At 57.8% G+C, this 24,090-nt stretch carries 25 protein-coding genes; 20 read left to right on the forward strand and 5 right to left on the reverse strand.

Annotation, left to right across the window (positions count from 1 at the left end; all coding sequences use genetic code 11):
• Positions 1-73: 73 nt before the first annotated feature.
• Positions 74-421, reverse strand: coding sequence for a helix-turn-helix domain-containing protein (locus tag KOL99_RS13365; RefSeq protein WP_216510950.1), 348 nt, complete (start codon positions 419-421; stop codon positions 74-76).
• Positions 422-625: 204 nt separating this feature from the next.
• Here KOL99_RS13365 and KOL99_RS13370 point away from each other — a divergent pair, with 204 nt between their 5' ends.
• From KOL99_RS13370 to KOL99_RS13400, 7 genes are all read left to right on the forward strand, one after another.
• Positions 626-1,153, forward strand: coding sequence for a hypothetical protein (locus KOL99_RS13370; protein WP_216510951.1), 528 nt, complete (start codon positions 626-628; stop codon positions 1,151-1,153).
• A 39-nt stretch (positions 1,154-1,192) separates the two neighbouring features.
• Positions 1,193-1,483: a hypothetical protein gene (locus KOL99_RS13375; protein WP_216510952.1), complete on the forward strand. Its 291-nt coding sequence runs from the start codon at positions 1,193-1,195 to the stop codon at positions 1,481-1,483.
• Positions 1,484-2,418: 935 nt separating this feature from the next.
• Positions 2,419-3,426 carry a hypothetical protein gene (locus KOL99_RS13380; RefSeq protein WP_216510953.1) on the forward strand — a complete coding sequence of 336 codons (1,008 nt, stop codon included), beginning with the start codon at positions 2,419-2,421 and terminating at the stop codon, positions 3,424-3,426.
• An 85-nt stretch (positions 3,427-3,511) separates the two neighbouring features.
• A complete protein-coding gene (locus tag KOL99_RS13385; protein WP_216510954.1) occupies positions 3,512-3,709 on the forward strand; it encodes a helix-turn-helix transcriptional regulator in 198 nt (65 codons plus the stop codon).
• Positions 3,710-3,865: 156 nt separating this feature from the next.
• Positions 3,866-4,498 carry a tyrosine-type recombinase/integrase gene (locus KOL99_RS13390; protein WP_216510955.1) on the forward strand — a complete coding sequence of 211 codons (633 nt, stop codon included), beginning with the start codon at positions 3,866-3,868 and terminating at the stop codon, positions 4,496-4,498.
• Between the two features lie 144 nt (positions 4,499-4,642).
• Positions 4,643-5,926: a tyrosine-type recombinase/integrase gene (locus tag KOL99_RS13395; protein WP_216510956.1), complete on the forward strand. Its 1,284-nt coding sequence runs from the start codon at positions 4,643-4,645 to the stop codon at positions 5,924-5,926.
• 807 nt (positions 5,927-6,733) lie between these two features.
• Positions 6,734-7,330: an antibiotic biosynthesis monooxygenase gene (locus tag KOL99_RS13400; protein WP_216510957.1), complete on the forward strand. Its 597-nt coding sequence runs from the start codon at positions 6,734-6,736 to the stop codon at positions 7,328-7,330.
• 128 nt (positions 7,331-7,458) lie between these two features.
• Here KOL99_RS13400 and KOL99_RS21820 read toward each other — a convergent pair whose 3' ends face one another.
• Positions 7,459-7,590 carry a hypothetical protein gene (locus KOL99_RS21820; protein WP_268898929.1) on the reverse strand — a complete coding sequence of 44 codons (132 nt, stop codon included), beginning with the start codon at positions 7,588-7,590 and terminating at the stop codon, positions 7,459-7,461.
• 123 nt (positions 7,591-7,713) lie between these two features.
• Between KOL99_RS21820 and KOL99_RS13405 the strand changes: the two genes are divergently transcribed.
• From KOL99_RS13405 to KOL99_RS13420, 4 genes are read left to right on the forward strand one after another with little or no spacing between them, the layout of a single operon-like run.
• Entirely contained in the window at positions 7,714-8,055 is a 342-nt protein-coding gene (locus tag KOL99_RS13405) for a hypothetical protein (protein WP_216510958.1), read from the forward strand.
• Positions 8,056-8,104: 49 nt separating this feature from the next.
• Positions 8,105-8,620 (forward strand): lipocalin family protein, encoded by a 516-nt coding sequence (locus KOL99_RS13410; RefSeq protein ID WP_216510959.1) that lies wholly within the window; start codon positions 8,105-8,107, stop codon positions 8,618-8,620.
• A 25-nt stretch (positions 8,621-8,645) separates the two neighbouring features.
• Entirely contained in the window at positions 8,646-10,445 is a 1,800-nt protein-coding gene (locus KOL99_RS13415) for a cytochrome c3 family protein (protein WP_236026092.1), read from the forward strand.
• 18 nt (positions 10,446-10,463) lie between these two features.
• Complete coding sequence (locus KOL99_RS13420) at positions 10,464-10,631, forward strand: hypothetical protein (RefSeq protein ID WP_216510960.1); 168 nt, start codon at positions 10,464-10,466, stop codon at positions 10,629-10,631.
• 217 nt (positions 10,632-10,848) lie between these two features.
• On the opposite strand, the gene KOL99_RS13425 is transcribed toward KOL99_RS13420, so the two are convergent.
• Positions 10,849-11,433, reverse strand: a complete 585-nt coding sequence (locus KOL99_RS13425) for a superoxide dismutase (RefSeq protein ID WP_216510961.1) — start codon at positions 11,431-11,433, stop codon at positions 10,849-10,851.
• A 307-nt stretch (positions 11,434-11,740) separates the two neighbouring features.
• On the opposite strand from KOL99_RS13425, the gene KOL99_RS13430 reads away from it, so the two are divergent.
• The 5 genes from KOL99_RS13430 to KOL99_RS13450 all read left to right on the forward strand — a co-directional run bounded on the left by KOL99_RS13430 (position 11,741) and on the right by KOL99_RS13450 (position 17,709).
• Positions 11,741-12,988 (forward strand): efflux RND transporter periplasmic adaptor subunit, encoded by a 1,248-nt coding sequence (locus KOL99_RS13430; RefSeq protein ID WP_216510962.1) that lies wholly within the window; start codon positions 11,741-11,743, stop codon positions 12,986-12,988.
• Positions 12,989-13,714, forward strand: a complete 726-nt coding sequence (locus KOL99_RS13435; RefSeq protein WP_216510963.1) for an ABC transporter ATP-binding protein — start codon at positions 12,989-12,991, stop codon at positions 13,712-13,714. It begins immediately after the preceding gene.
• Positions 13,711-14,940, forward strand: coding sequence for an ABC transporter permease (locus tag KOL99_RS13440; protein ID WP_216510964.1), 1,230 nt, complete (start codon positions 13,711-13,713; stop codon positions 14,938-14,940). Before KOL99_RS13435 ends, KOL99_RS13440 begins: the two co-directional genes overlap by 4 nt.
• A 29-nt stretch (positions 14,941-14,969) precedes the next feature.
• The gene (locus KOL99_RS13445; RefSeq protein WP_216510965.1) at positions 14,970-16,451 is read left to right on the forward strand and encodes a TolC family protein; all 1,482 of its coding nucleotides are present in this window, start codon (positions 14,970-14,972) and stop codon (positions 16,449-16,451) included.
• A 481-nt stretch (positions 16,452-16,932) separates the two neighbouring features.
• Positions 16,933-17,709: a tRNA threonylcarbamoyladenosine dehydratase gene (locus KOL99_RS13450; protein WP_216510966.1), complete on the forward strand. Its 777-nt coding sequence runs from the start codon at positions 16,933-16,935 to the stop codon at positions 17,707-17,709.
• Positions 17,710-17,894: 185 nt separating this feature from the next.
• Here the strand turns inward: KOL99_RS13450 and KOL99_RS13455 are convergent, their stop codons facing one another.
• Positions 17,895-18,824: a DUF72 domain-containing protein gene (locus tag KOL99_RS13455; protein ID WP_216510967.1), complete on the reverse strand. Its 930-nt coding sequence runs from the start codon at positions 18,822-18,824 to the stop codon at positions 17,895-17,897.
• 130 nt (positions 18,825-18,954) lie between these two features.
• Here KOL99_RS13455 and KOL99_RS13460 point away from each other — a divergent pair, with 130 nt between their 5' ends.
• The gene (locus tag KOL99_RS13460) at positions 18,955-19,611 is read left to right on the forward strand and encodes a methyltransferase (RefSeq protein ID WP_216510968.1); all 657 of its coding nucleotides are present in this window, start codon (positions 18,955-18,957) and stop codon (positions 19,609-19,611) included.
• Here KOL99_RS13460 and KOL99_RS13465 read toward each other — a convergent pair.
• Positions 19,608-19,940: a phage holin family protein gene (locus KOL99_RS13465; protein WP_216510969.1), complete on the reverse strand. Its 333-nt coding sequence runs from the start codon at positions 19,938-19,940 to the stop codon at positions 19,608-19,610. The two genes, KOL99_RS13460 and KOL99_RS13465, sit on opposite strands and share 4 nt — an antisense overlap.
• A gap of 344 nt (positions 19,941-20,284) precedes the next feature.
• Here KOL99_RS13465 and iorA point away from each other — a divergent pair, with 344 nt between their 5' ends.
• The 3 genes from iorA (at position 20,285) to KOL99_RS13480 (ending at position 24,086) form a co-directional block, all read left to right on the forward strand.
• Positions 20,285-22,039, forward strand: a complete 1,755-nt coding sequence (gene iorA, locus KOL99_RS13470; RefSeq protein ID WP_216510970.1) for an indolepyruvate ferredoxin oxidoreductase subunit alpha — start codon at positions 20,285-20,287, stop codon at positions 22,037-22,039.
• Positions 22,036-22,617, forward strand: coding sequence for an indolepyruvate oxidoreductase subunit beta (locus KOL99_RS13475; RefSeq protein WP_216510971.1), 582 nt, complete (start codon positions 22,036-22,038; stop codon positions 22,615-22,617). The genes iorA and KOL99_RS13475 overlap by 4 nt, the downstream gene beginning before the upstream one ends.
• Positions 22,618-22,781: 164 nt before the next feature.
• The gene (locus KOL99_RS13480) at positions 22,782-24,086 is read left to right on the forward strand and encodes a phenylacetate--CoA ligase family protein (protein WP_216510972.1); all 1,305 of its coding nucleotides are present in this window, start codon (positions 22,782-22,784) and stop codon (positions 24,084-24,086) included.
• Positions 24,087-24,090 lie beyond the last annotated feature (4 nt).

Genomic DNA, 24,090 nt, shown 5'->3' on the forward strand with positions numbered 1-24,090 from the left:
CTCGCCAGACTGCTCCGGTGTACATTGAAAAGATGCGAAGCTTTTGTAGGGAGCAACGAAGGGGCTCCACCAATTATGGATTGTGTAAATCTTTGAAATTTGTGAGACAACTGCAGACGAACGCACGTATTTCGGGGCTTGGTAGGCTCCTAAATCCATTGATTACTTTATGCTCTTCTTCAGAGAGAGTAGCTAGGTAGAATCCGCTATCCTCAAAAAAAGCAGCGACAGGAACAGATAGGGCTATGGCGATAGCTTGCAATTTGTCGGTGTTTAGGCGGCTGGCGCCAGTTTCGTAGTTTTGTATCTGCTGGAATGTCACGTCAATTTTTCCTGCCAATTGTAGCTGTGTTAGCCCTTTACACTTACGAAACTCCTTGAGCTTCTCGCCAATTTCTTCGCTGGTTAAGATCCTTCTCATGGGCACCTCTCTAGCCTCTACATCCCAGTATCCTAGGAACGTCGGTGTTGCTCAACTGAAATTTGATAATTAGCTTGACAAAACAAATGCTGATTGTATTTTTAACGGAAAGGGTTCCGGACTTCGACCACAATCCGCATTTGGCAGGAACTGGATATGTCGGGATAGGCGTTGCCCCCGGCTCCTAGCTCGTGAGGCGTGAAGATGCCATACTCCGACAAGGAAAAGCAGCGGGCGTACCAGCGTGAGTTCATGCGGAAAAAGAAGCAACACAACCCACACTGGCATGCTGAGCTATCAAGGCGAAGAAAGCGAGAGCGTCAAGTAGCCAGAGACATTATTGCCCAAATTAAAAGGAGTTTTGGCTGCTTATTATGTAATGAAAATAATCCCGACAACCTACATTTTCATCATGTTTTACCAAACACCAAAACTGCATCTGTATCTGATTTGCTGTCCGATCGCACTAAACTGATATCCGTACTGAAAGAGATTGATAAATGTGTTTGTGTGTGTACGGTATGCCACAAACATTTTCAAAGAACGGTGGACTACGTCATAATGAACATGAAAAAGGAACGATGGTACTCAGACTGGGGGCTAAATGACGCCTTAGAATGGGCTACGGTACATCCTCAGCGCCGGCTTAACAAAAATAATTTCATTGAGATAATTAACGCTGTTGCTAAGAATTGTCAATTTCAGGATCTAAAGCAGTTTTATGATCAGTAATAGCTGACCATACTAGTGCGACTGCAGAGGACTTCTACTATGGACGATCGAGATGAAAGGATGTTCAATAAACGCTTAAAAGTAGTAGCCAGTAAAGGTATCGAAACCCATTTTGGCCGCTTGGGGATAGTCACCCTTCATCAAGTCGCTGAAATGATGATTAATTTGGCTTTGCCAATAACGAATTTCACCAGTAGTCCTGAGAAATACTGCGAACTCTGGCACGAGGAGATAGGCAGCGATATTAAAGGCCTTAAATCGATGCTGGAGATTTTAGAGCGCACCTACGCCAAAGTTGATGTAGCGTTACAAAGTGACAAATTGAGGTGATCTTCTCTGATGTGACACCCAAAACCGCCCTCCCCACTACTCTCCTGCAATGTAGCTCAATAAATTTATCCACACAAGTCAAATCCCCTTCGCGTTTGCTCTATGAGAATCTCAGGTAGGTCGAAGGTACAAGTGCCAGCACCAAATGCCCAGTACCAGTACCAACACCTAGTACCGGTACCAACACCCAGTACCAGTACCAACACCCAGTACCAGTACCAACACCCAGTACCAGTACCAGTACCAGTACCTAATAGATCCCAGGAACTCGTGGCCTGAGCCTGCCGAATAAGGCTCTTCACAGCCTTGCAGTTCACTCCATAAGAGATGGGCCTGTTGGCGTCTGGTCCGCCTGGCACAACAGCAAGGACGCCTCTTCAGGAGATGTGGCACAGTCCCTCCCGGGGCTGCGTCTCCGGCAGCAATTTTGGGGGAGGCTCGTGGAGCCGTGGACCTGGTATGGGCCGACAGGTTCCGGTCAGACAAATGACGGTGGATCTGGTTGAACCGGGGGCTTTTTCAACTCGTGGACAAGTTAGTGAAGTTGCCCGGCCATGCTGGTATAGCCCATTTACCCACGGCAGTGAGGGACATAATGTCCTGCCTTAAAAAATTGCCGTAAAAGTAATTTTATGCCGCATAAATAAAATTTATGCAATGGATGTGGGTCAGTATTTAATGGCATAAATAAAATTGTTATGACAAACATATTGTATAAAGATTACCAGCATAATTTTTTGACATAAAAATATTGAAAATGTTCTTTCAAAAAAAATAAATAAGTGTGCTTGACAAAACTAAAAGCCTTCGATACCGTTTTTAAGAAAGTGATATAGTTTCAGAATACGGTTCGTACTGTTTAACCTAGATGCTGATACAGCCTTGAGAGATGGTAATAATGCTTAGGAAGGACTATCGACATTCGGGGGATGGCAATGGACGCAGAAATAGAAACAACAGTAGTTGACGCGAGAAAAGTCGGGCCAGAATTGGTTTGGGAGGCGACACAAGCTGCTCTCGATGACGCAAGGACGAAGGCACCCGAAGCTACACTCGAGAACTTGCTCCATGGCATCAGTCCGCACGTTATCTACAACTACTGGATGCCCCGCAAATTTAACAAGAAAGGCTGTTATCAACAGGTTGCTGGGCTTTTCAAGCAGGTAAGAGAGCAAATATTGAGTGCTGAGCAGCTGGAGCAGACAGGACGAATTCCCATCAAGACGTTATCACTTGAACTCACCACTGAGCTTAACCGCGTCACCCAGCAGCTTACGGAGGGGGTAAACCGATCTGTAGCCTCTCTTGAGATCACCATCGCCGCAAATAATGAGACCATACGAGACGAAGTACTTCGATATGCCGACGCAAAACAGCAAGCAGAAGATGCAAAGCATCAGCGTATGATAAGGATCATTGAAAAAGAGAGCATGGATCATTTGGCGGCGGCTGCCGTTTTCGAAAGAGAGCGGGACGTAGCAATCGGCAAGGTTGAGGAACTTACAAATAGAGTAGAGGAACTCACTGCACAGATGGCTGCAGCAGACGAGAAATGTCATTCCTTTGAGCGTGTGGTGAATAGCTTAAGCGACCAGCTTCGGGACGGGTGCCAAAGAGCAGACTCCGCTTTTACCAAAATGGACGAGGCAAGCCTGGTTATAGCAGATCTTCGTGAGCAGCTCACGATAACCAGCCGTAGGGTCTTTGAGGCAGAGGCTGAAACAGGTGTGGCCAGAAATGAGGCTGCACGTTTAACCGGATTGCTCACAGAAATAAAGGACCAATTGGCGGCTGCACACGGTCAGGTCGACATTCTAACCCAGCAACTTCACATACAGTCAGCACGGGCTGACAGGGAGCTTGCTAAAGGCGGGCGCCAACACTGCCATTCCTACCCTTCGAGGGCAGTTTACGTCAGCCGCCGCAAAAGCAGATCAGATTGAAGATACGAACAATAGTCCTAATGATTTGCCAGCGTTTTGCGGAATTACAACCACGCACGGGTCGCTTCCCGTAAAGGAGGGGCAAATGTCAGAGCGGTTATTAAGGTTAAAAAAAGTTCTGTCTATGGTGCCTGTAAGCCGGACTACTTGGTACGCGGGGATCAAATCCCGCAAGTTTCCGCCCGGCCGGCTGCTTACCGAGAGGACAAGAGTTTGGGACGAGTCGTCCATCATTGCCGTTGTCAACGGAACTTGGACCCCTGAGGGAGACTCAACTTCTTAGTGAGACGCTTAAAGGCGACCAAAACATGGCCATTGCAAAACCCACTGATCTCGCAGTCGAAAAAGGAAATAAAACACTCGACGATCCACATCAACCAAGCAGAGCAGTCTCGGAGTATAGCCAGAAATCTGGCTTGCGACCACAACGGAGAATTCTATGCCCAAGCGTATTCCGCAACCACCGTCCAAACATAAACGTTTCAAGGCCCTCTCGGATCCCCAGGAGATCGCCTCTCTGCTCAGCGCCATAGATGGCTACAAGGGGGCGTTTGTTGTGAAGTGCGCCATGAAGCTGGGCACTCTTCTGATGGTCAGGCCAAATGAACTCCGCCATGCCGAATGGGCAGAAATCGACTTTGTAGAGGAAAATTGGATCATTCCAGCCCACAAGATGAAGGCGAGAGGGCCACACATTGTCCCGCTGTCGCATCAGGCCATCGCGATCCTGCGGGAACTCCGCGCCATTACCGGACATAGCAGGTATCTATTTGCCAGTCCAAAGTCAGCGGATCGCTGTATCGGGGCAGGCGCAATTAATTTCGCCTTGAATCGCATGGGGATGGAAATTACAGCTTACGGTCTCCGGCACATGGCGGCAGGAATCCTTTACGAAGTATTGAGCTTCAGTGCTGAGGTAATAAGGTGCCAGCTCGGGTATGCGACTGGCCGCCAGATGAAATACTTAGGGGGCTGGCCGAAGTATTTTGACGAACGGCGCGAAATGATGCAGAAACTAGGAGACTATTTGGACGTTGTGAAGGAGACGGCAAATAGGCCTATGGAGATTTGAGTCTCTGGTTGTGGGGCAGGCGGTACCATCAAAAAGGAGAAGCTGTCATACCACCAAGGGCTAACAGATACCATCAAAACCTGAAGCCGTCGGAAATATACCACCAACGGCAGAAAAAGTGACTGCGACCACAGGGAGAATCCCATGCCTAAGCGCATTCCGCAACTGTCGGTTCTCAAGATAGACAACGCCAAGGCCAGAGATAAAGCGTACAAATTGGCAGACGGATACGGCCTGTACCTTTTGGTCACGCCCTCTGGTGGTAAATTATGGCAGATGCAGTATCGGTTCGATGGGAAGCAAAAGGTTTTGTCCTTCAGGGCTTATCCTGCAGTTTCCTTGAAGGCTGCGCGGGAGAAGAGGGATGAAGCCAAGAAGCTGCTTGCTGTTGGCCTAGATCCCGGTCAGGTAAAGAAGGAGAAGAAGAAGAAGAAACTGGAAGCTTATACCAACACCTTTGAGGCAGTGGCACGAGAATGGTTTGAACGCTTCAAATCGAAGTGGACACCGACTCACGGTGCTCGGAAACTTGCAGGTCTTGAAAAAGATGTTTTCCCTTCGCTAGGCCAGCGCCCTATCGGTGAAATCAAACCTCCTGAATTGCTGAAGGTCTTGTGCCAAATCGAAACGAGGTCTTTGGAGATAATGCACAAGGCAAAGTGCACCTGTGGGCAAGTCTTCCGCTATGCCGTTTCTACAGGGCGCGCCGAGCGGAACCCGGTGCCCGAACTGCGTGACGCGCTTCCTCCTGTCAAGAATGGACATTTCGCGGCCCCTACCGATCCAAAGAAGGTCGCACCTCTTATGCGGACGATATACGGTTATCAAGGTTCTTTTGTCGTCAAATGCGCCCTAAAGCTTGCCCCCCTTTTCTTTATCAGGCCGGGAGAACTGCGGAAGGCGGAATGGACAGAGATAGACTTTGTCGAGGAACAGTGGAACGTCCCAGCCGAAAAGATGAAGATGAAGGTGGCACATACAGTTCCCTTGTCGCGTCAGGCCATTGCGATCCTTCATGAGCTTCACACTTTGACAGGGCATGGCAAGTATGTTTTTGCAGGTAGGCGTTCATCGCTTAACTGCATGAGTGATAATGCTGTTAATGCAGCACTACGAAGCATGGGCTACACGAAGGACGATATTGTCGGTCATGGGTTCCGTGCCATGGCGCGGACGATCCTAGCTGAAGTCTTGTTATTTAGGGTTGACATCATTGAACACCAGCTTGCACATGCAGTGAAAGACCCCAACGGGGTCGCGTACAACCGGACGACGTTTCTCCCGCAGCGGCGCCATATGATGCAGGTATGGGCGGACTATTTAGACGCATTAAAAAAATGCACAACGCAAGACGAGATCAGCAGTGTAAATAAAAAGTATTCAACTATTGCCTTAAACGCGTATAGTACTATGATGATGGAGGCTTAGTGAGCGAAGAGGTAGAACGCTTTAATGGTATTATTGGTGGAGTTTTGACGACGTGAGAGCTTTTATTACGTATTACCTAGTAGTTGCATGCATGCCCGGTTCCCGCTTTCGGGTTCGAAAAACTGAAAGTGGGTGAAACTCTATAAGGTATTATTTGCGGTATCTGGCCGGAGTGGCTGGTGAAAGGGTTATGTTTACAGCAGCTTGGCTGGATTTCAGTGGCCGGCCTCCGGTACCATAACAAGATTCAAAAGGCTTAGCTCTTAAAGGGCTAAGCCTTTTGTTTTTTCCATGCCGCGAGCACGATCATTGCTTCGCTTGGTGATGGCGCTCTGTGGGCTCCTGGTCTCCAGTGCTGCCATCTTGTAGCGCCGGACTGGCCCCCCGGCCAAGAACTCCTCCACTTGCCACTTCTCCGCCTGGCTGTCGATCTGCTTCCGCTGGTGGAGAAGCCCAAGACTGCGGCATACCATTGGACAGCCTGCTCTGCGAGACGGATCCTCGGTTTCTCCCCTTGTTTTCAGCTCTTCACAGGTTATTGCAGGAGGCCTATATCTCAACGAGGAATATTACATTGATCGAAGCTAACCTGCGTGATAATCTCGCGGAGCGACTGTTCGACTTGTCCCATAGGACGCCTTCGTGGTCAGGAACATGAAGACGCGGACCATCGATGAAGAGTTGCTGGACGAGGATTGAACGAGTTTCTGGAGTCGAGGACATGACACCTGGCTGGACACATCTCCGTGAAGCTCAGTCGGTCAGCCAATAGCCGGTGGGCGCAGTCATGAAGAGAGGGATAACCCAATGAGCACAGAGGTCCCCGCTGTTACAAAAACTGCCGAGGGCGCGACGGTAGTTATCACTCATAGGTTGCGCGAAAACAAGCAGACAGAATACGAAAGGTGGCTTGAGGAGATTGCGCCTCTTTGCAAGGCTTCGCCAGGTTATTTGGACTGGCATATCGTTCGACCAATACCAGGCTTGACGGAAACCTATACCGTCATAATCCGATTCGATACCGAGGTGCACTTGCGGGAGTGGATGGAATCACCGACTCGCGCCCGTCTTATTAAACAGGTTCGGCCTCTCTTTGTGACCGACGATGATTTTTTTATCAGTAGCGGGCTGGATTTCTGGTTTACACCAATGGGGGCGAAAGCCAAGATACCGGTGCGCTGGAAACAGTTTCTGGTTACATGGTCAGCTATCTATCCTCTAGCGTTGGGTATGCCGCTGGTCGTTTATCCAGTTATGCATTACCTTCACGTTCCTGATAACCGGTTATTCGCAACATTGGCAGTAACTGGACTGGTTGTTTTTCTTATGGTGTACGTGGTAATGCCTCGCTACACAAGACTAGTGCAACGATGGCTATTTTCTGCCAAGGGAGAAGAGTCATGACGTCATCAGAGGCAAGCACGGCACAGACGGTTTGCCCTAAGTGTTCCGCACCGCGACCGCTTGGTAGTGACAGCTGCCCGAGGTGCGGGGTCATCTTCGCCAAGGTGCGGCAGCATTCCAACCAAACGTCAGCGCAGCCTGAAGTCGCCCGGTCCGTGCCCGCCGCTGTCGCAGGCGGGCCTGCCGCCTCTGGCGTTGTCGTGGCGCGATATGCATTCCTCGCTCTCATCGCGTTCTATGGTTTTCGCATACTGATACATCCCATTGCCTCCAATTACGTCGGCGAAACGTTCCTGCACCTCGTCAATCTCCCCTTTCATGAGGCGGGGCATATCCTTTTTTCACCTTTCGGTCGCTTTCTCCAGGTCGCCGGCGGCACGATCATGCAGCTTCTGGTTCCGGCGGTGGTGGCGATCTCCTTTTACAGGCGCTGCGACCGCTACGCCGCAGCGGTGGGCGTGTGGTGGCTCGGAGAGAGCATGGCGGATGTCGCTCCCTATGCGGACGACGCCCGTGCCGGAGAGCTCCCGCTCCTTGGGGGCGTGACGGGGAGCGAGGTGGAGGATTATCACGACTGGGAGGTGATGCTGGGGAAGCTTGGAATGCTTACCTGGGACCATTCTATCGGCAGATTCTTCTTCGTCGCCGGGGGTGCCGTGATGGCAGCAGCCATCATCTGGGGAGTCATCGTATCTTCTCGTCACACAGAAACGGAGTCCGGCTAAGCTGTCGGCACTGTCAAAGACCTTGAAGCTGTACCCGGAGGGAGGCGGCGTGAAAAAATTATCGTTGTGGTTGACGCTTTTGTTGTCAGGGTGCATGGGGATACCTGAGCGGGTCAAGCCGGTCGATAACTTCGACGTGCGGAAGTACCTGGGGAAATGGTACGAAGTCGCCCGTCTCGATCACTCTTTTGAACGGGGCTTGAGCTGGGTATCTGCGGAATACAGCCTGCGGGAGGATGGAGGCCTCAAGGTAATCAACCGCGGCTACCTGGCGAAAGAAGACAGGTGGAAGGAAGCAACCGGCAAGGCATATTTCGCAGACGGTGCTGACAAAGGATACCTTAAGGTTTCCTTCTTCGGCCCCTTTTACGGTTCGTATGTTATATTTGACCTCGACCAGGAGAACTATCAATACTCTCTGGTCTGCGGGCCGAACACGAACTACCTGTGGATCCTGTCACGAACCCCTGAGATGGAAGCTTCGGTCAAAGATCGTCTCGTTGCAAAGGCTGCTTCACTTGGCTTCGATACGAGCAAGCTGATCTATGTTACCCACAACCGGTGAGTGATCTAGCAAGGAGGAGGGGGAGATGGAGAAACATGTTCCTGGCCGGAAGAGTGCTGTAACCCTGCTGCGCCGCTGCCGCTGCTTTCTTTCCCTGCTGCTGCCAGCTCTTTTGCTCCTTTTCACCCTCGTTGTCCCGGCCCGGGCAACGGACTCCTGTACGGACTGTCACGGCAATCGCGCCAAGATGACGTCTCTCGGTTTTCCGCACATGGCGGTCACGGTAGAGGAGGTCACACGGCAGTCGGGGATGAGCGCGGGGTGTGTCGATTGCCATCTCGGTGACCCTGCCAGCCCGGAGCGTAACGCCGCCCATCTCGGCATGGGACGACTGCAGCTGGTACACAAGAAGGGACTGCTGGCCCAGACGGCCGAGCGGGTGGCTCCCCTGGAACTGACCGGCAATCCGATGACCCGCATCAAGAACCAGGTTGTCAAGAACGGGAAGACCGTCATCGACCCGGATGTGGCCCTGGTGCTCTACCAGGACAAGCGCCGGGACACCCTTTCCCAGGATTTCGTCACCATCGAGAAGACCTGCGGTTCCTGCCACGCCAAGGAGTTTTCGGAGTTCACCCGGAGCACGATGGGGCAAAACGGCAAGCAGAGCCGCTACCAGAGCTGGACCGACCCGCAGCGCGGCCCGCATAACTGCGGCGCGTGGTTTGACGGCAACTACGAGAAAATCGCCCCCAGCACGGCCGTTTCTTTTTCCAGGGAGCAAAGCGCTCTCAATCAGCGCAGCTGCAACACCTGCCACGTCGGGTGTCTCGATTGCCATTACGATCCGCAGCCGCGGCATGCGGCCAACCCCAGGGCAGGGATGCACACCTTCAACCGGGTGCCGAAGCCGGAGAGCTGCTATGGTGGCGGCCGCGGCCAGATCTGCCATGCCGGTCCCGAGGAGCGCCGCCGCGGCGCCGGCTATTTCGGTGGGAGCTACGCCAACCCTGAGGGGATGGAGCCGGACATCCACCAGGTGAAGAAGGTCGGCTGCCTGGACTGCCACGAGAACAGCGGATCCAACCGTGAATTGGGGCACGCCATGATCAAGCGGCAGGGGCGCTGCGACAAGTGTCACGAGCGGCAACTCGCCAGCCACCAGAGGTCGCTGCACAAGTCGCTCGCCTGCGAGGCATGCCACATCCAGAACGTCTCGGGATACCAGGGGACCTACTGGGGGCCGGGAAAGCTTGCGGGCACGGAGACCCCGTACTTCAAGTACAAGGAATATTACGGGATCATGAAGGAGCCGATCCTGATCCGCGACCAGAAAGGGCGCTGGATTCCGGTGAAACCGTTTCCGATGGCGGTCCTGAACCAGAAGGAGTCCTCGCTGAAGCCCGGCTTGCACTGGCGATGGCCCGCCGACCTGCCCGACCTGCAGCGCACCGATGATGCGTTTGGCTATGTCGGTCTCTTCGGCGGCCTCCCCGAGAACAACCGGGCCTTGCTCTGGATCCAGATGGACAAGGTGTCCCACAAGTACGGGAAAAGCCGCCCCTGCGCCTCTTGCCATGACTTGGCCGATGGCGAACAGCGCCAGGTGGTGCAATGGGATTTCAGCGACGCCGGCGCCTTGCCCTTCAGCGGCAGCCACACCGTGACCGCTGGCAAGAAGGGGTTGTCGATAGGTGATCTTACATCCGAAAAGATCGAGGTCTCTGCCGGTTACCGGCTTTCCAGCCTGGCGCCGTGGTTCTACCTGAAGGACCGCTGGCACATCGACGGCGACTTCTCGTTGCCGGTGCTCAAGGACCGGGAGTTGTACACCAGTGTCCGGGGAGATGTCGGCAAGGCACGCTCGGTAAAGGTAATTCATTGAAAGGGAATAGGGGATAGCATGTTCGAGATGCAGTACAACGAGGAGATGGAAGCGGAGGTAAGGCGGTTGGAGGCGAAGAAACGGGCGGCGGAGGCGGGGCATCCGGAATGGGACAACGCCTGTGCTTCCTGCGGTTGCCAACTAGCCGGCACCGATGATCGGTTCTGCGCGGCCTGCCACCGCTAGCGCAGCTCTCAACCGCCTAAATGCAAAACAGGCATACCACTTTGCTTGATCCGGTATGCCGATCTAACGAACCGGCATACCACTTCACGCCGCTTTGGTCTTGTTTCATAAGGCAAGGGTATCGGGGATTTCACGAAATTGGCATTTACTTGAATAGAAAAGGGCCCCCTGCTCCGGAGGGGGCCCTTTTCTATTGCGCGCTCTGCAGCAGGCGCAACTAGATCTGCATCCGCTCCTCTGCCTTGGTCCACTCGATATTCTGGAAGAAGGAGTTGATGTAGTCGGCGCGCTTGAGCCCGTAATCGGTCATGAAGGCGTGCTCGAAGACGTCCATCACCAGGATCGGCACGCAGCAGGCGGGATGACCGACATCGTGCTCGTTGATCCAGCAGTTCATCAGCCTGCCGCTGTGGACGTCCTGGTAAAGGATGGCCCAGCCGATGCCGCGCATTGCCCCCACCGATTTGAAGTCCTGGACCCACTCGTCATAGCTTCCGAAGTCCTGATGCAACCGGGCCGCCAACCTGCCATCCTGGTTGATCGGGTGGTTTCCACCCAGGTTCTCGAAGTAGAGTTCGTGCAGCCTCATGCCGTTGAACTCCCACCCGAAACGTCTTTTCAGCTCGGCAAAGGTCGGGTCGGAACCCTTGCCGTCCTTGCGCAGCTGCATGAGCTGCTCGTCGAGGGCGTTACTGTTTTTCACGTACCCCTGGTACAGGGTGAAATGGTTGTTGAGGAGCGCTTCGCTGAAACCGGGCATGCCGATCAGCTGGGAGTAGTCTTTTGCCGTGAACGCGGTCATTTGTCTCTCCTTTTTCATGTAGTGTTGATCATTTGCAGCTGTTCCGCAAAACACTGATCAATTGTACAGGGGTGATTAGTGGTGTCAAATGTGATATGAGATCGGCGAGGCTTTTGCGCGTAGTTGCCATAGATAATTTTCATTGACCGCTGGTCCATCCATGGTTAAAGTGACGATTTGCCATTGTGTTGCACAAATGTTACCCGTTTCATCTTTCTTGCACATTTAGCAGGTACCCTGCCACAAGACTGCTGCCCTCAATAGGCTGTGCAAGGACAGTCTCAAGAATCAACCAAGAGGTGTACTCGTGAAAAGAATTGTAGGCGCCGTCATACTATTGTCCGTTCTGGGAGTGGCCGGCTACTTCTACTTCAAAGAACCCCCGAAAGCGCAGTACAAGACCCAGAAGGTCGAGCGCGGCGCCATCACCTCCACGGTCTCCGCCACCGGCACCCTGAACGCGGTGGTCACCGTCCAGGTCGGTACGCAGGTCTCGGGGACCATCGCGAAACTCTACGTCGACTTCAACTCCCCTGTGAAGAAGGGGCAGCCGATCGCGCAGATCGACCCGGCGCTGTTCAACTCCGCGGTGCAGCAGTCGCGAGGCAATGCCTTAAACGCCGAGGCGAGTCTCGCCAAGGCCAAGGTGACCCTGGCCGACGCCAAGAGGACGCTCGGGCGCAACAGGGAACTCTTGAAGGAAGGGATCATCGCACAGAGCGACCTCGACGCGGCCCAGACCGCCTATGACTCGGCGCTCACCGGCGTGAAGGCGGCCGAGGCGGCCGTGATGCAGACCCGCGGCGCCCTAAAGCAGGCCGAAACCAACCTAAACTATTCCACCATCAGGTCGCCGGTGGACGGCACCGTCGTCTCCCGCAACGTGGACGTTGGGCAGACCGTCGCCGCCTCCTTCCAGACGCCGACCCTCTTCACCATCGCCCAGGACCTCACCAAGATGCAGATTGACACCAGCGTGGACGAATCGGACATCAGCAAGCTGAAGGTCGGTCAGAAAGCGACCTTCACGGTGGACGCCTATTCGGATCGCCAGTTCGAGGGGACCGTGGTGCAGATCAGGAACGCACCGGTGGTGACCCAGAACGTGGTCACCTACGTCACGGTCATCGCGGTGGACAACAAGGAGCTGAAACTAAAGCCGGGGATGACGGCCAACGTCATCGTTGAGACTCTGAGAAAGGACAACCTCCTCAAGGTCCCGGCCGCCGCGCTCCGCTTCAAGCCGCGTTCCGACAAGGAGAAGAGCGCATCCGCGAAGGGCGGCCCCGGCAGCATGACCGGCAGCGGGGGTGGACACGGCGCCGGTACCGGCCCCAAGGGGAGGCCCGGAGGCAAGGACGGCGGCCAGAAGGTCTATACCCTCAACGCCGAGGGGAAACCGGTGCCGGTCGCCATCACCACCGGCATCAGCGACGGCAGCTTCGTCGAAGTGCTCTCCGGCAACCTGAAGGAAGGCGATGACGTCATCGTGGAGCAGGTGAGCCAGGATAAGAAGAAAAACGGCATGGGGTCCCCCATGGGGCCGAGGTTCTAAATGGACGAGGTAGTTCGGCTCAGCGACGTCGTCAAGATCTACACCATGGGAGAGGAGCGCGTCGAGGCGATGAAGGGGGTCTCCTTCACCGTCAAGCGCGGCGAGTTCGTTTCCATCATGGGCGCCTCCGGCAGCGGCAAGTCCACCTGCATGAACATCCTGGGGTGCCTGGACGTTCCGACGCGGGGCAGCTATTTCCTCGACGGGGTCGATGTCGGGAGGCTTTCAGCCGACGCCCTGGCCGAGGTGCGCAACAAGAAGCTCGGCTTCGTCTTCCAGGGGTTCAACCTGCTGGCGCGCACCACGGCGCGGCAGAACGTCGAGCTGCCGCTGGTCTACGCCCAGATTCCCGCGACCGAGCGCCGGACGCGCGCGCTGGAAGCGCTCGAGCGGGTGGGGCTGGCCGGCAGGGAGGGGCACTACTCGAACCAGCTCTCGGGCGGCCAGCAGCAGCGCGTCGCCATCGCCCGGGCCCTGGTGAATCGCCCCTCCATCATCCTGGCCGACGAGCCCACCGGTAACCTCGATTCCAGGACCACCATCGAGATCATGTCCATCTTCCAGGAACTGAACCGGCAGGGAATCACCATCATCATGGTCACCCACGAACCCGACGTCGCCGAGTTCACCAGCCGGCATATCATCTTTCGCGACGGCGAGGTCATCTCAGACCAACCCCACCAGGCGAAGAGCGCCGCTCTCCCCGCGGAGGTGGCGCACCCATGACGACGCTTTACCAAAGCCTGCTCATAGCCCTGCGCGCCCTGCGCGTCAACAAGATGCGCGCGCTGCTCACCATGCTCGGCATCATCATCGGCATCGCCGCGGTCATCGCCATGGTCGCCATCGGCTCCGGCGCCAGCAAGATGATCTCGGACCAGATCTCCAGCATCGGTTCGAACCTGCTCCTGGTGCTCCCCGGGTCGGTCACCTCCGGCGGCATGCGTTCCGGCTCCGGCGGCACCCAGACGCTCACCTACGACGACGCCCGGGCCATCAAGGCCGAATGTCCGTCGGTCGCGGCGGTCGCCCCCAACGTGCGCGGCTCCGGCCAGGTCGTGTATGGCAACCAGAACTGGTCCACCGTGGTCTACGGTGTGACGCCGGAGATGGTCGACGTGCGCGACTGGACCATCGTCGCCGGCCGCAACATAACCCAGTCCGATGTCGACGGCGCCACCAAGAATTGCTTGATCGGCCAGACCGTCGCTGATAACCTCTTCGGCGGCACCGATCCGGTCGGCAAGATCATCAGGATCAAGAAGATACCCTTCACCGTCGTCGGGCTCCTGGGCAAGAAAGGGCAGTCGCCGCAGGGGCAGGACCAGGACGACGTGATCTACGTGCCGCTCAGGACCGCGCAGAGGAAGCTTTTGGGAAGCCAGTTTCCCAACGTGGTCGGCTCGATCATGGTGCAGGCCAAGGATGCCGAGGTGCTGGACAAGGCCCAGGACGAGGTGACCGAGCTGTTGAACCAGCGCCACCGGATCGGTCCCAACCGCGAGGTCGACTACACCATCAGGAACCTCTCCGAGCTCCTCGCGGTCACCGAGCAGTCCTCCAGGGTCATGTCCATCCTGCTCGGCGCGGTGGCCTCGATATCGCTGGTGGTCGGCGGCATCGGCATCATGAACATCATGCTGGTCTCGGTCACCGAGAGAACCCGCGAGATCGGCATCCGCATCGCCATCGGCGCCAAGAAGCGCGACATTTTGCTGCAGTTTCTGACCGAGGCCGTGCTCCTTACCACCTGCGGCGGGGTGATCGGCATGCTGCTGGGGGTGGCGGGGGCGAAGCTCGTGGCGAGCTTCATCGGCTGGCCCACCCTGATCTCGGTCAACACCATCATCATCGCCTTTGCCTTCTCGGCCGGGGTCGGGGTCTTCTTCGGCTTTTACCCGGCGCGCAAGGCGGCGTCGCTCAACCCGATCGACGCACTGAGATACGAGTAACGTTCAACTAGCAGTCGAAAGGATCGCCCATGAAGAGAAACAAGAACACCGCGCTGGCCCTCTCCCTTGGCCTGGTGCTCGGCGCCGCCACCTCGGCTTTCGCGCAGACCACCATCAACCTGACGGTCAAGGACGCCATCAAGATGGCCCTGGAGAAAAACCTCGACCTCAAGGTGGAGCTCTACAACCCCGCCATGGCCGAAGCCGACGTCCGGCGCAACCTTGGGATCTACGATCCGCTGCTTACCCTCGGGATCAACTATGAGCGCAACAACAGCAACAACGTCCTGACCTTCAGGCCGCAGGCGGTCGACCAGGTCACCGCGAGCGCCGGGATAAGCCAGCTCCTGCCCACCGGCACCGTGGTCGGCGCGACCGCCCAGAGCGGCTGGATCAGCAATTCGGCCAAATACTACTCCAACGCCATCGACCTTTCCCTGCAGCAGCCGCTGCTCAGGGGATTCGGGCAGGAGAACACCGACCTGGCCATCAACGTCTCCCGGTTCACCAAGGGGGAGACCATGAACGTCTTCAGGACCCGGCTGAGCGACACCGTCGCCAAGGTGCGCAACGACTACTTCCAGCTCTACAACCTGATCGAGGTGCTCGAGGTGCGCCGCACCTCGCTCGCGCTGGCCAAGCGCATCCTGCAGGACGACCAGGGACGCGTGAAGGCCGGGGTGCTCCCGGCGTACGAGCTCTTGAACTCCGAGTTCCAGGTCGCTACCCGGGAGAAGCAGGTCATCGACGCGGAGCGGGCGGTGCGGGACCAGTCCGACGTGCTGCGCGTGGAACTGCAGATCCCCGCCGCTGCCGATGTCGTTCTGGCCGACGAGCCGTTCCGCGGAACCTACAACCTCTCCGAGGAACAGGCGCTGGACGATGCGCTCGGCAACCGGCCGGAGCTTGCCGCGCAGCGCGATGCCATCAAGATCAACGACCTGCAGCAGCGGGTGGCCAAGAACCAGACCCTGCCCAACCTGACGCTCAACGCGAGCGTCGGCACCGGCGGCTTCGACCGCCGCTTCCTGAGCGGACTCGAGAAAACGGCGACCATCGATGAACCGAGCTGGGGAGTGGGGCTTCAATTCAGCTACCCGCTGGGCAACCGTGCCGCCGAGAATGACTACATCAGGAAGAAGCTCGCCCTGGAGCAGGCCCAGACCCAGCTGCAAAGCCTCGAATCAGGTGTGATCAGGGACGTGAAGGCCGCCTTGCGCCTGGTAGCCGCTAGCTATGCGCAGCTCGACGTGACCGCGCGCGGCAAAGCCTACGCCGAGGACCGGCTGCGCGCCTTCCAGAAGCGCCACGATGTCGGCCTTGCCACGACCAAGGACGTCTTCGACGTGGAGAACGACCTGGTGGCCGCCAAGGGGAACCAGATCCAGGCCGTGGTCGACTACAACAACTCCATCACGCAACTCTGGCGGATGACGGGTGAGATCCTCGATCAGGCGGGAATCAACATAACGGACACCGATGCCGATCACCTGTACCAGAAGATGCAGTAGCGCCATACCCCAATTGCCAGCCGCGTGATCCACGCTACAATTTGCGGGTGCTAATGCGGCGGGGTGGAGGTGGCTATGCAAAGGGTGCGCTACGAGCATGTTCATCAGATCAAGTTCACCGCGGTCGGTGCGAAGACCATCACGACCTGATCCGCAATTTCGAGGAGAGCCTGGAGCTCTTCAAGCAGTGGGAAGAAAAGGGAATACAGCTGGACCCGCATGGCGTAGGGAGCACCTACGCCATTTTTTATACCTACGATGAAGAAGTCGCCCGGCAGGAAGGGTTCGAACGGATACGGACCGAGTCGGGAAACCCGCTGCCCCGCCGCTGATAGTCGGCAGGGGGAAGTGATAAAGAGCAAAAGTTAAAAAGGGGACAGGCACCTTCGGAGCCAGTCCCCTTTTCGCTTCCAAGATACGCCCCATCTATGAGATACTTTGCCGTCACCATCCCCGCAAAAGCGTCAAAGGCAAAGGAAACATGTCCCATCTGCACCGTTTTTCCCGTACCGAACTCCTCATTGGACCTGCTGGACTCGACAAACTCAAAAACTCCACCGTCGCCATCTTCGGCCTGGGCGGGGTAGGGAGCTACGCCGCCGAAGCCCTGGCTCGTGCCGGGATCGGGCGCCTGGTCATCGTCGACTTCGACGAGATCTGCTTGACCAACGTGAACCGTCAGCTGCACGCGATGGACGGCACCGTGGGCAAGGCCAAGGCCATGGTCATGGCCGAACGCATGCGCCTGATCAATCCGCAGGCGGAGATCGTACCCTATCACGATTTCTATTCCGCCGAGAACAGCGACTTCCTGCTGCACGATCACTACGACTACGTGGTCGACGCCATCGACCACATCACCAGCAAGCTGCACCTGATCCGCACCTGCCGCGAAAAGGACATCCCTATCATCTCCAGCATGGGTGCCGCGGCGAAGCTCGACCCGACTAAGATCGGGGTGGCCGATATCTCGCAGACGCACAAGTGCCGCATGGCGCGTTCGGTGCGCAAGCTTTTGAAAAAGCAGGGGATAGAGAGCGGGGTGAAGGTTGTCTTCTCGACTGAGGAGTACCGCGAGCAGGCGGGGAAGGACGGCGGCTGCAAGGGAAACTGCATCTGTCCCAACAAGGACGATCAGAAGTTCTCCTGCGAGCACCGCCGCGTGATCCTCGGCAGCGTTTCCTTCATCCCCTCCATCTTCGGGCTGACCATGGCGGGGGTGGTGGTGAACGATCTGCTGGGGGCGCGGGCCGAATAGAGGCGCCGCAGAAGTAGGGGGAAGATAGATGCCCGGGGGCGCTCTTCGGGCATTTTTCTTTTTTCCGCCCGTGGGAAGTTTCAGCATCCGTCTTGGCGAGGGGCGTGCTGCCTTGGGTATGGGGGGGCGAATATTTATTCACCCCTACCGTGGACGGGAAGGCTCGGTCTTGTAGGGGCGAATAATCATTCGCCCGATTTTTCCGCCCCGGCGCCGACGTCGAACTTCGTCGCCTGACAATACCGGCGCATCTCCAGTGCGTTTTGTGCCGCATAGCCGCAGCGGCAGTTGTTGAACATGATGAACGTGGTTCGCGCGCTCTCGCTCAGGCGCAAAGCGTGCGCCGCGATCTCCTTCAGCTCCGCTTCCGGGTAGAGGTACTCGTCAGCGGGGACTTCGCTGTGCCAGCTGTCGCCGTTTCTGCCGTGCAGCCTGAGATAGGCGATGCCGGTGGTGGCGGCGGGATGGAAGGGGGCGGTGGAGAGGTTGCCGAACTGCGGCTCGTCGCAGGTGATGTAGGTGATCTTGTGCTCCTTGAGGAAGGCAAACACTTCGTCCCGGTGCTGGGCGGTGAACCAGCTGCCGTGGCGAAACTCGACGGCGATGGGGACTCCCGCCATCAGCTCCTTGCAGTAGCGCAGGTAATCCAGGTTCGCCTTCTTGTACCCGAACCAGGGTGGGAACTGGAAGATGATGAACCCCATCTTGCGCGCCTGTCTAAGCGGCTCCAGGGCTGTCAGCAGCGCCTGGGCCATGGCCCTGAGTATGGCCGGCTCGGCCACGTGCAGGTCCTCCCGGGCCAGATCCCCGGGCGCCAGCATGGCGCGCAGCTCCTCCGGCAACCGGCGCGGGTCGATATTGTGACCGGTGAGGGCGCCGAAGGCTTTCACATGGAACAGGAACCCAGGCGGCGTGCGCTCGGCCCAGGCCTGCGCCATCTCCAGTGACGGGATCTGGTAGTAGGAACTTTCGATCTCGACGGTGTCGAACCGGCGGGCGTAGAATTTCAGGCGGGCCTTGGGAGTAGCGGCGCCGTGGGGATAGAAGGCGCCGCTTTCGATGAGGCTGCTTTCAGTCCAGGAGCAGGTGCCGACGCGGATCCTGCCAACTCCCATGGATGCCTCCGAGATTTAGTACCCTCTCTTCCTGGGAAAGGGTGCCCGAAAGGCGGGTGAGGCGATGGTGCCGCGCCCTCACCCCCGCCCCCTCTCCCGGTGGGGGAGGAGAGCGGAAGGAACTTCAGATATGGATCGATCCTCCAAAAACCGACTGACCACCCACCTGTTGCCGCACTTTCCCGGCAACACCCTCTTTGACCGCATCGCCTGCGCCGTATGCCGGGCGGGATGCCTGCCGCGCAAGGAACTTTACGAGGCGTGGGAGGTGGCGCGCCGGGTGCACCGCCGCTTTCGCGGTGGCCGGGTGGTGGACCTGGCGGCGGGACACGGTTTGCTGGCGCAGGTGCTGCTCGTCCTGGACCGCGAGCTTCATGAAGGGATCGGCGTCGATCTGCGCATCCCGCAAAGCGCCGCCCGGCTTGCTTCCGAGATCCGGGCGGAATGGCCCGCCGCAGCCGAGCGGTTCTCCCTCCTGGAGCAGGACCTGAACCTGGTCGAACTGCGCCCGGATGACATCGTCGTTTCCGCACACGCCTGCGGCTCACTCACCGACCTCATCCTGGCTAAAGCTGCCGCCGCCCGCTGCCGGGTGGCGGTGCTCCCCTGCTGCCATGACCTGCGCAGTTGCGACGACGGCGGCGTTTCCGGCTGGGTGGACGGCCCCCTGGCGGTTGACGTCACCCGGGCCGCCTGGCTGCGCTCGCAAGGGTACCGGGTCTACACCCAGACCATCCCGCTCGACATCACGCCCAAGAATCGCCTGCTGATGGGCGAACCGCTCTAGAAGATCGCATTCAAAAGGAAGTTGACCACCGACAGCACCAGGCTGAACAAAAGCGCCCACAAGAACCCGTCCACCGTGAAGCCGCGTACCAGGGCGCTGGTCAGCATGATGAGCAGCGCGTTGATCACGAAGGTGAGCAGCCCCAGGGTCAGTATGTTGATCGGCAGGGTGAGCAGCATCAACAGCGGCCTGATGAAGGTGTTGATGAGGCCGAGCACCAGCGCCGTGATCAGCGCCGCGCCGAACCCGGACAGGCGCACCCCCGGCAAGAGATAGGCGGTTATGACGATCGCAACTGCATGTACCAGCCACTTCACTATGAAACCCACGTTGAACCTCCTTGGTCTGTAGCCCGAAAAACAACCCGCCAATTATACCTGATTCTCCACCACGACAAAGCTCTCTTTGATCTCCCGGCCCGGACAACTATGGCCCCGTGTCTGGTCGTTGTTTCGGCTTGTCAAAACGATGTTCAAGCTGGCAGTAAACATGACCTCCGTCGCCTCTTCGAAAACTGTCACCGGCGCCCGGCTCCATCGCGTCATCACCTGCTAAACCTGCATAAATACTGGTTATAGCGATTAACTTGCTCCTATAAACAAGTTGACAGCGCGGGCAATACTCGGGTATATTTCGCCGACTCTCACATTAATACACAGAGGACACGCAACCCATGAAGGAAATACTTTCCGGCAACGAAGCCATTGCCAGAGGCGCGTACGAGGCAGGCGTCAAAGTTGCCTGTGCCTATCCCGGCACCCCTTCCACGGAGATCCTGGAAAACACCATCCGCTATCGGGAGATCGACTCCTCCTGGGCCACCAACGAGAAGGTCGCCCTCGAAGTGGGGATCGGCGCCTCCTTCGTCGGCGCCAGGAGCCTGGTCACCATGAAGCATGTCGGCGTCAACGTCGCCGCGGACCCTCTCTTTACGCTCTCTTACACCGGCGTCAACGGCGGCCTGGTGCTGGTCTGCGCCGACGATCCCGAGCTGCATTCATCCCAGAACGAGCAGGACAGCCGCAACTACGCGAAGTTCGCCAAGGTTCCGATGCTCGAGCCCGGCGACTCGCAGGAGTGCCTGGAGTTCACCAAGCTGGCCTACGAGATTTCCGAGAAGTACGACACGCCGGTCCTGCTGCGCACGACGACCCGCATCTCGCACAGCAAGTCGGTGGTGAACCTTGGCGAGCGCACCGACCAGGTCCGCGAGGCGAAGATCGAGAAAAACGCCGCCAAGTTCGTCATGCTGCCCGGCAACGCGCGCGTGCGCCACGTTGTGGTCGAGGACCGCACCGTCCAGCTCTCCAAGGACGGCTGCAACATGCCCATCAACCGCGTCGAGATGCGCGATGCCAAGGTCGGCGTGATCACCGCCGGCATCAGTTACCAGCATGTGCGCGAGGCGCTGCCGGAGGCTTCCGTCTTGAAGCTCGGCATGGTGCACCCGCTTCCCTTCGACCTGATCCGCGAATTCGCCGCCAAGGTGGAGAAGCTTTACGTGGTCGAGGAGCTGGACCCGTTCATCGAGGAGCAGGTGAAGGCGATCGGCATCCCGGTCATCGGCAAGGAGATCATCTCGATCTGCGGTGAGCTCACCCCGGGGCGGGTCAGGAAGGCGTTCGGGCTCCCCGAAAACGCCCAGGCCGCCGTGGAGAAGCTCCCGGGGCGTCCCCCCAACATGTGCCCGGGCTGCCCGCACCGTGGCGTGTTCTACACCCTGAACCAGCTGAAAGCCTACGTTTCCGGCGACATCGGCTGCTACACCCTGGGCTTCATGCCGCCGCTTTCCGCCATGGACACCTGCGTCTGCATGGGCGCCTCCATCGGCATGGCCACCGGTGCGGCGAAGGTGCTGTCGCCGGAGGAGAGGAAGAAAGTGGTCGCGGTTATCGGCGACTCCACCTTCCTGCACACCGGCATCAACGGCCTGATGGACATGGTCTACAACAAGGGCGCCGCCACCGTCATCATCCTGGACAACAGGATCACCGCCATGACCGGCCGGCAGGAAAACCCCGGCTCCGGCCACACCCTGATGAACGATCCGACCAACGCGGTCGATTTCGAACTGCTGTGCAAGGCGATCGGCGTCAAGAACGTGCGCACCATCAACCCCCTTGACCTGGACGAGTGCCGCACGGTGATCTCCGAGGAGATGGAGCGTCCCGAGACGTCGGTCATCATCACCGACAAGCCCTGCGTCCTCATCAAGAGGGAAGGGATCTTCAAGGCGGGCGCTCCGCTGCAGGTGGTTGATGAATCCTGCACCGGCTGCCGTGCCTGTTTGAAGATCGGTTGCCCGGCCATCGAGTGGGTGCCGGCCAGCGGCAAGAAGGGCAAGGCGCACATCGATCCGCTGTTATGCAACGGTTGCGACGTCTGCAGCCAGCTGTGCAAGTTCTCTGCGATCCAGGAGGCAAAATGAGCGACAAGGTAACCAACATCGTCCTGGTAGGCGTGGGTGGCCAGGGGATCCTGCTTGCCGCCGAGATCCTTTCCGAGACCTTCATGCTGGCCGGCTTCGACGTCAAGAAGAGCGAGATCCACGGCATGTCCCAACGTGGCGGCTCCGTCGTGTCCCACGTCCGTTACGGCAAGGAAGTCTTCTCCCCGATGGTTCCCGAAGGTGAGGGTGACATCCTGTTCGGCTTCGAGTTGATGGAGAGCTACCGCTACCTTTCGCTTCTGAAGCCGGGCGGCACCGTGGTGGTGAACGACCTCTGCATCGCGCCCCCGTCCGTCCTTGTCGGCCAGGAGACCTACCCGGCCGACATGGCGCTGAAGATCCAGGAGTTCTGCCCGGACTGCCTGCTGGTGGACGGCCAGAACCTTGCCATCGAGGCGGGCAACGCCCGTGCGGCCAACACCGTGCTCCTCGGGGCCGTTTCCAAGCGTCTGGACATCGAGGAGAAGTACTGGATCGAGGCCATCGAGAAGATGGTGCCCAAGAAGGCGCTGGAAGTGAACCTAAAGGCCTTCCAGATGGGGCGCGGGCTTAAATAACAGAACCTGATATTTAACGCAAAGACGCAAAGGCGCCAAGACACCAAGGAAAGGCAAAAGCATTTTGGGTGTAACCCGTCTATAGGTTTTCTTTGCGCCTCTGCGGCTTTGCGTTAAATAAGCCTTTGGCTGCCTTTGAGGGTTTATCAGTTAAGGAGTGAGTCATGTTTTTCAACGAGGAGTTCGAGACACTGCCGAGGGAGGCGCTGGAAGCGCTGCAGCTCAAGAGGCTGAAGGCCATGGTGGCCCGGGTCGAGAAAAGCGTTCCCTTCTACAAGGACGCGCTCGCCAAGGCCGGCGTCACTTCCGATTCCATCAAGACGCTCGCGGACCTGCAACGACTCCCGTTCACCTACAAGCAGGACATGCGGGACTCCTACCCGTACAACCTCTTCGCGGTGCCGATGGAGGACATCGTCCGCATCCACGCCTCCTCCGGCACCACCGGCAAACCGACCGTGGTCGGCTACACCCGGAAGGACATCGAGACCTGGAGCGAGCTCATGGCGCGCTCCTTCGTCGCGGCCGGGGTGCACAAGGGCGATATCATCCACAACTCCTACGGCTACGGCCTCTTCACCGGCGGCCTGGGCGCGCACTACGGCGCCGAGCGGCTGGGGGCGTCGGTCATCCCGATGTCGGGCGGCAACACCAAGAAGCAGATCATGATCATGCAGGACTTCGGCTCCACCGTGCTCACCTGCACCCCGTCCTACTCGCTGTTCATGGCCGAGGCCGCCAGGGAAGAGGGGATCGATTTCCGCGACCTGAAGCTGCGCGTCGGTATCTTCGGCGCCGAACCCTGGTCCGAGGAAATGCGCCGCGACATCGAGGGGAAGCTGAACCTTTCCGCCGTCGATATCTACGGCCTCTCCGAGATCATGGGACCGGGGGTCGCCATCGAGTGCTGCGAGGCGAAGAAGGGGCTCCATGTCTGGGAGGACCACTTCATTCCGGAGATCATCAACCCGGAGACCTGCGAAGTGCTCCCCGAGGGGCAGATGGGCGAGCTGGTCATCACCACCATCACCAAGGAAGGGATCCCGCTGATCCGCTACCGGACCCGAGACATCACTTCCATCACCTACGAGCCGTGCGTCTGCGGCCGCACCCACGCCCGCATCGCCCGCATGAGCGGCAGAAGCGATGACATGCTCATCATCCGCGGCGTCAACGTCTTCCCGTCCCAGATCGAGGCCATCCTCATGGGGGTCGAGGGAGTCGAGCCGCATTACGTGCTCATCGTGGAAAGAAAAGACAACCTCGACACGCTCGAGGTCCAGGTCGAGGTCGGCGAGAACCTCTTCTCCGACGAGATCAAGCACCTCCAGGCGCTGTCGGCCAAGATCGAGAAGCAGATCAAGGAGATGCTTGGCGTCACCTGCCGCGTCAGACTGGTGGAACCGAAAAGCATCACCCGCAGCGAAGGGAAGGCGAAACGCGTCATCGACAACAGGAACAAGGCCTAAGGGG

Source organism: Geomonas azotofigens, from assembly GCF_018919395.1.
In the GTDB taxonomy this organism is placed as follows: domain Bacteria; phylum Desulfobacterota; class Desulfuromonadia; order Geobacterales; family Geobacteraceae; genus Geomonas; species Geomonas azotofigens.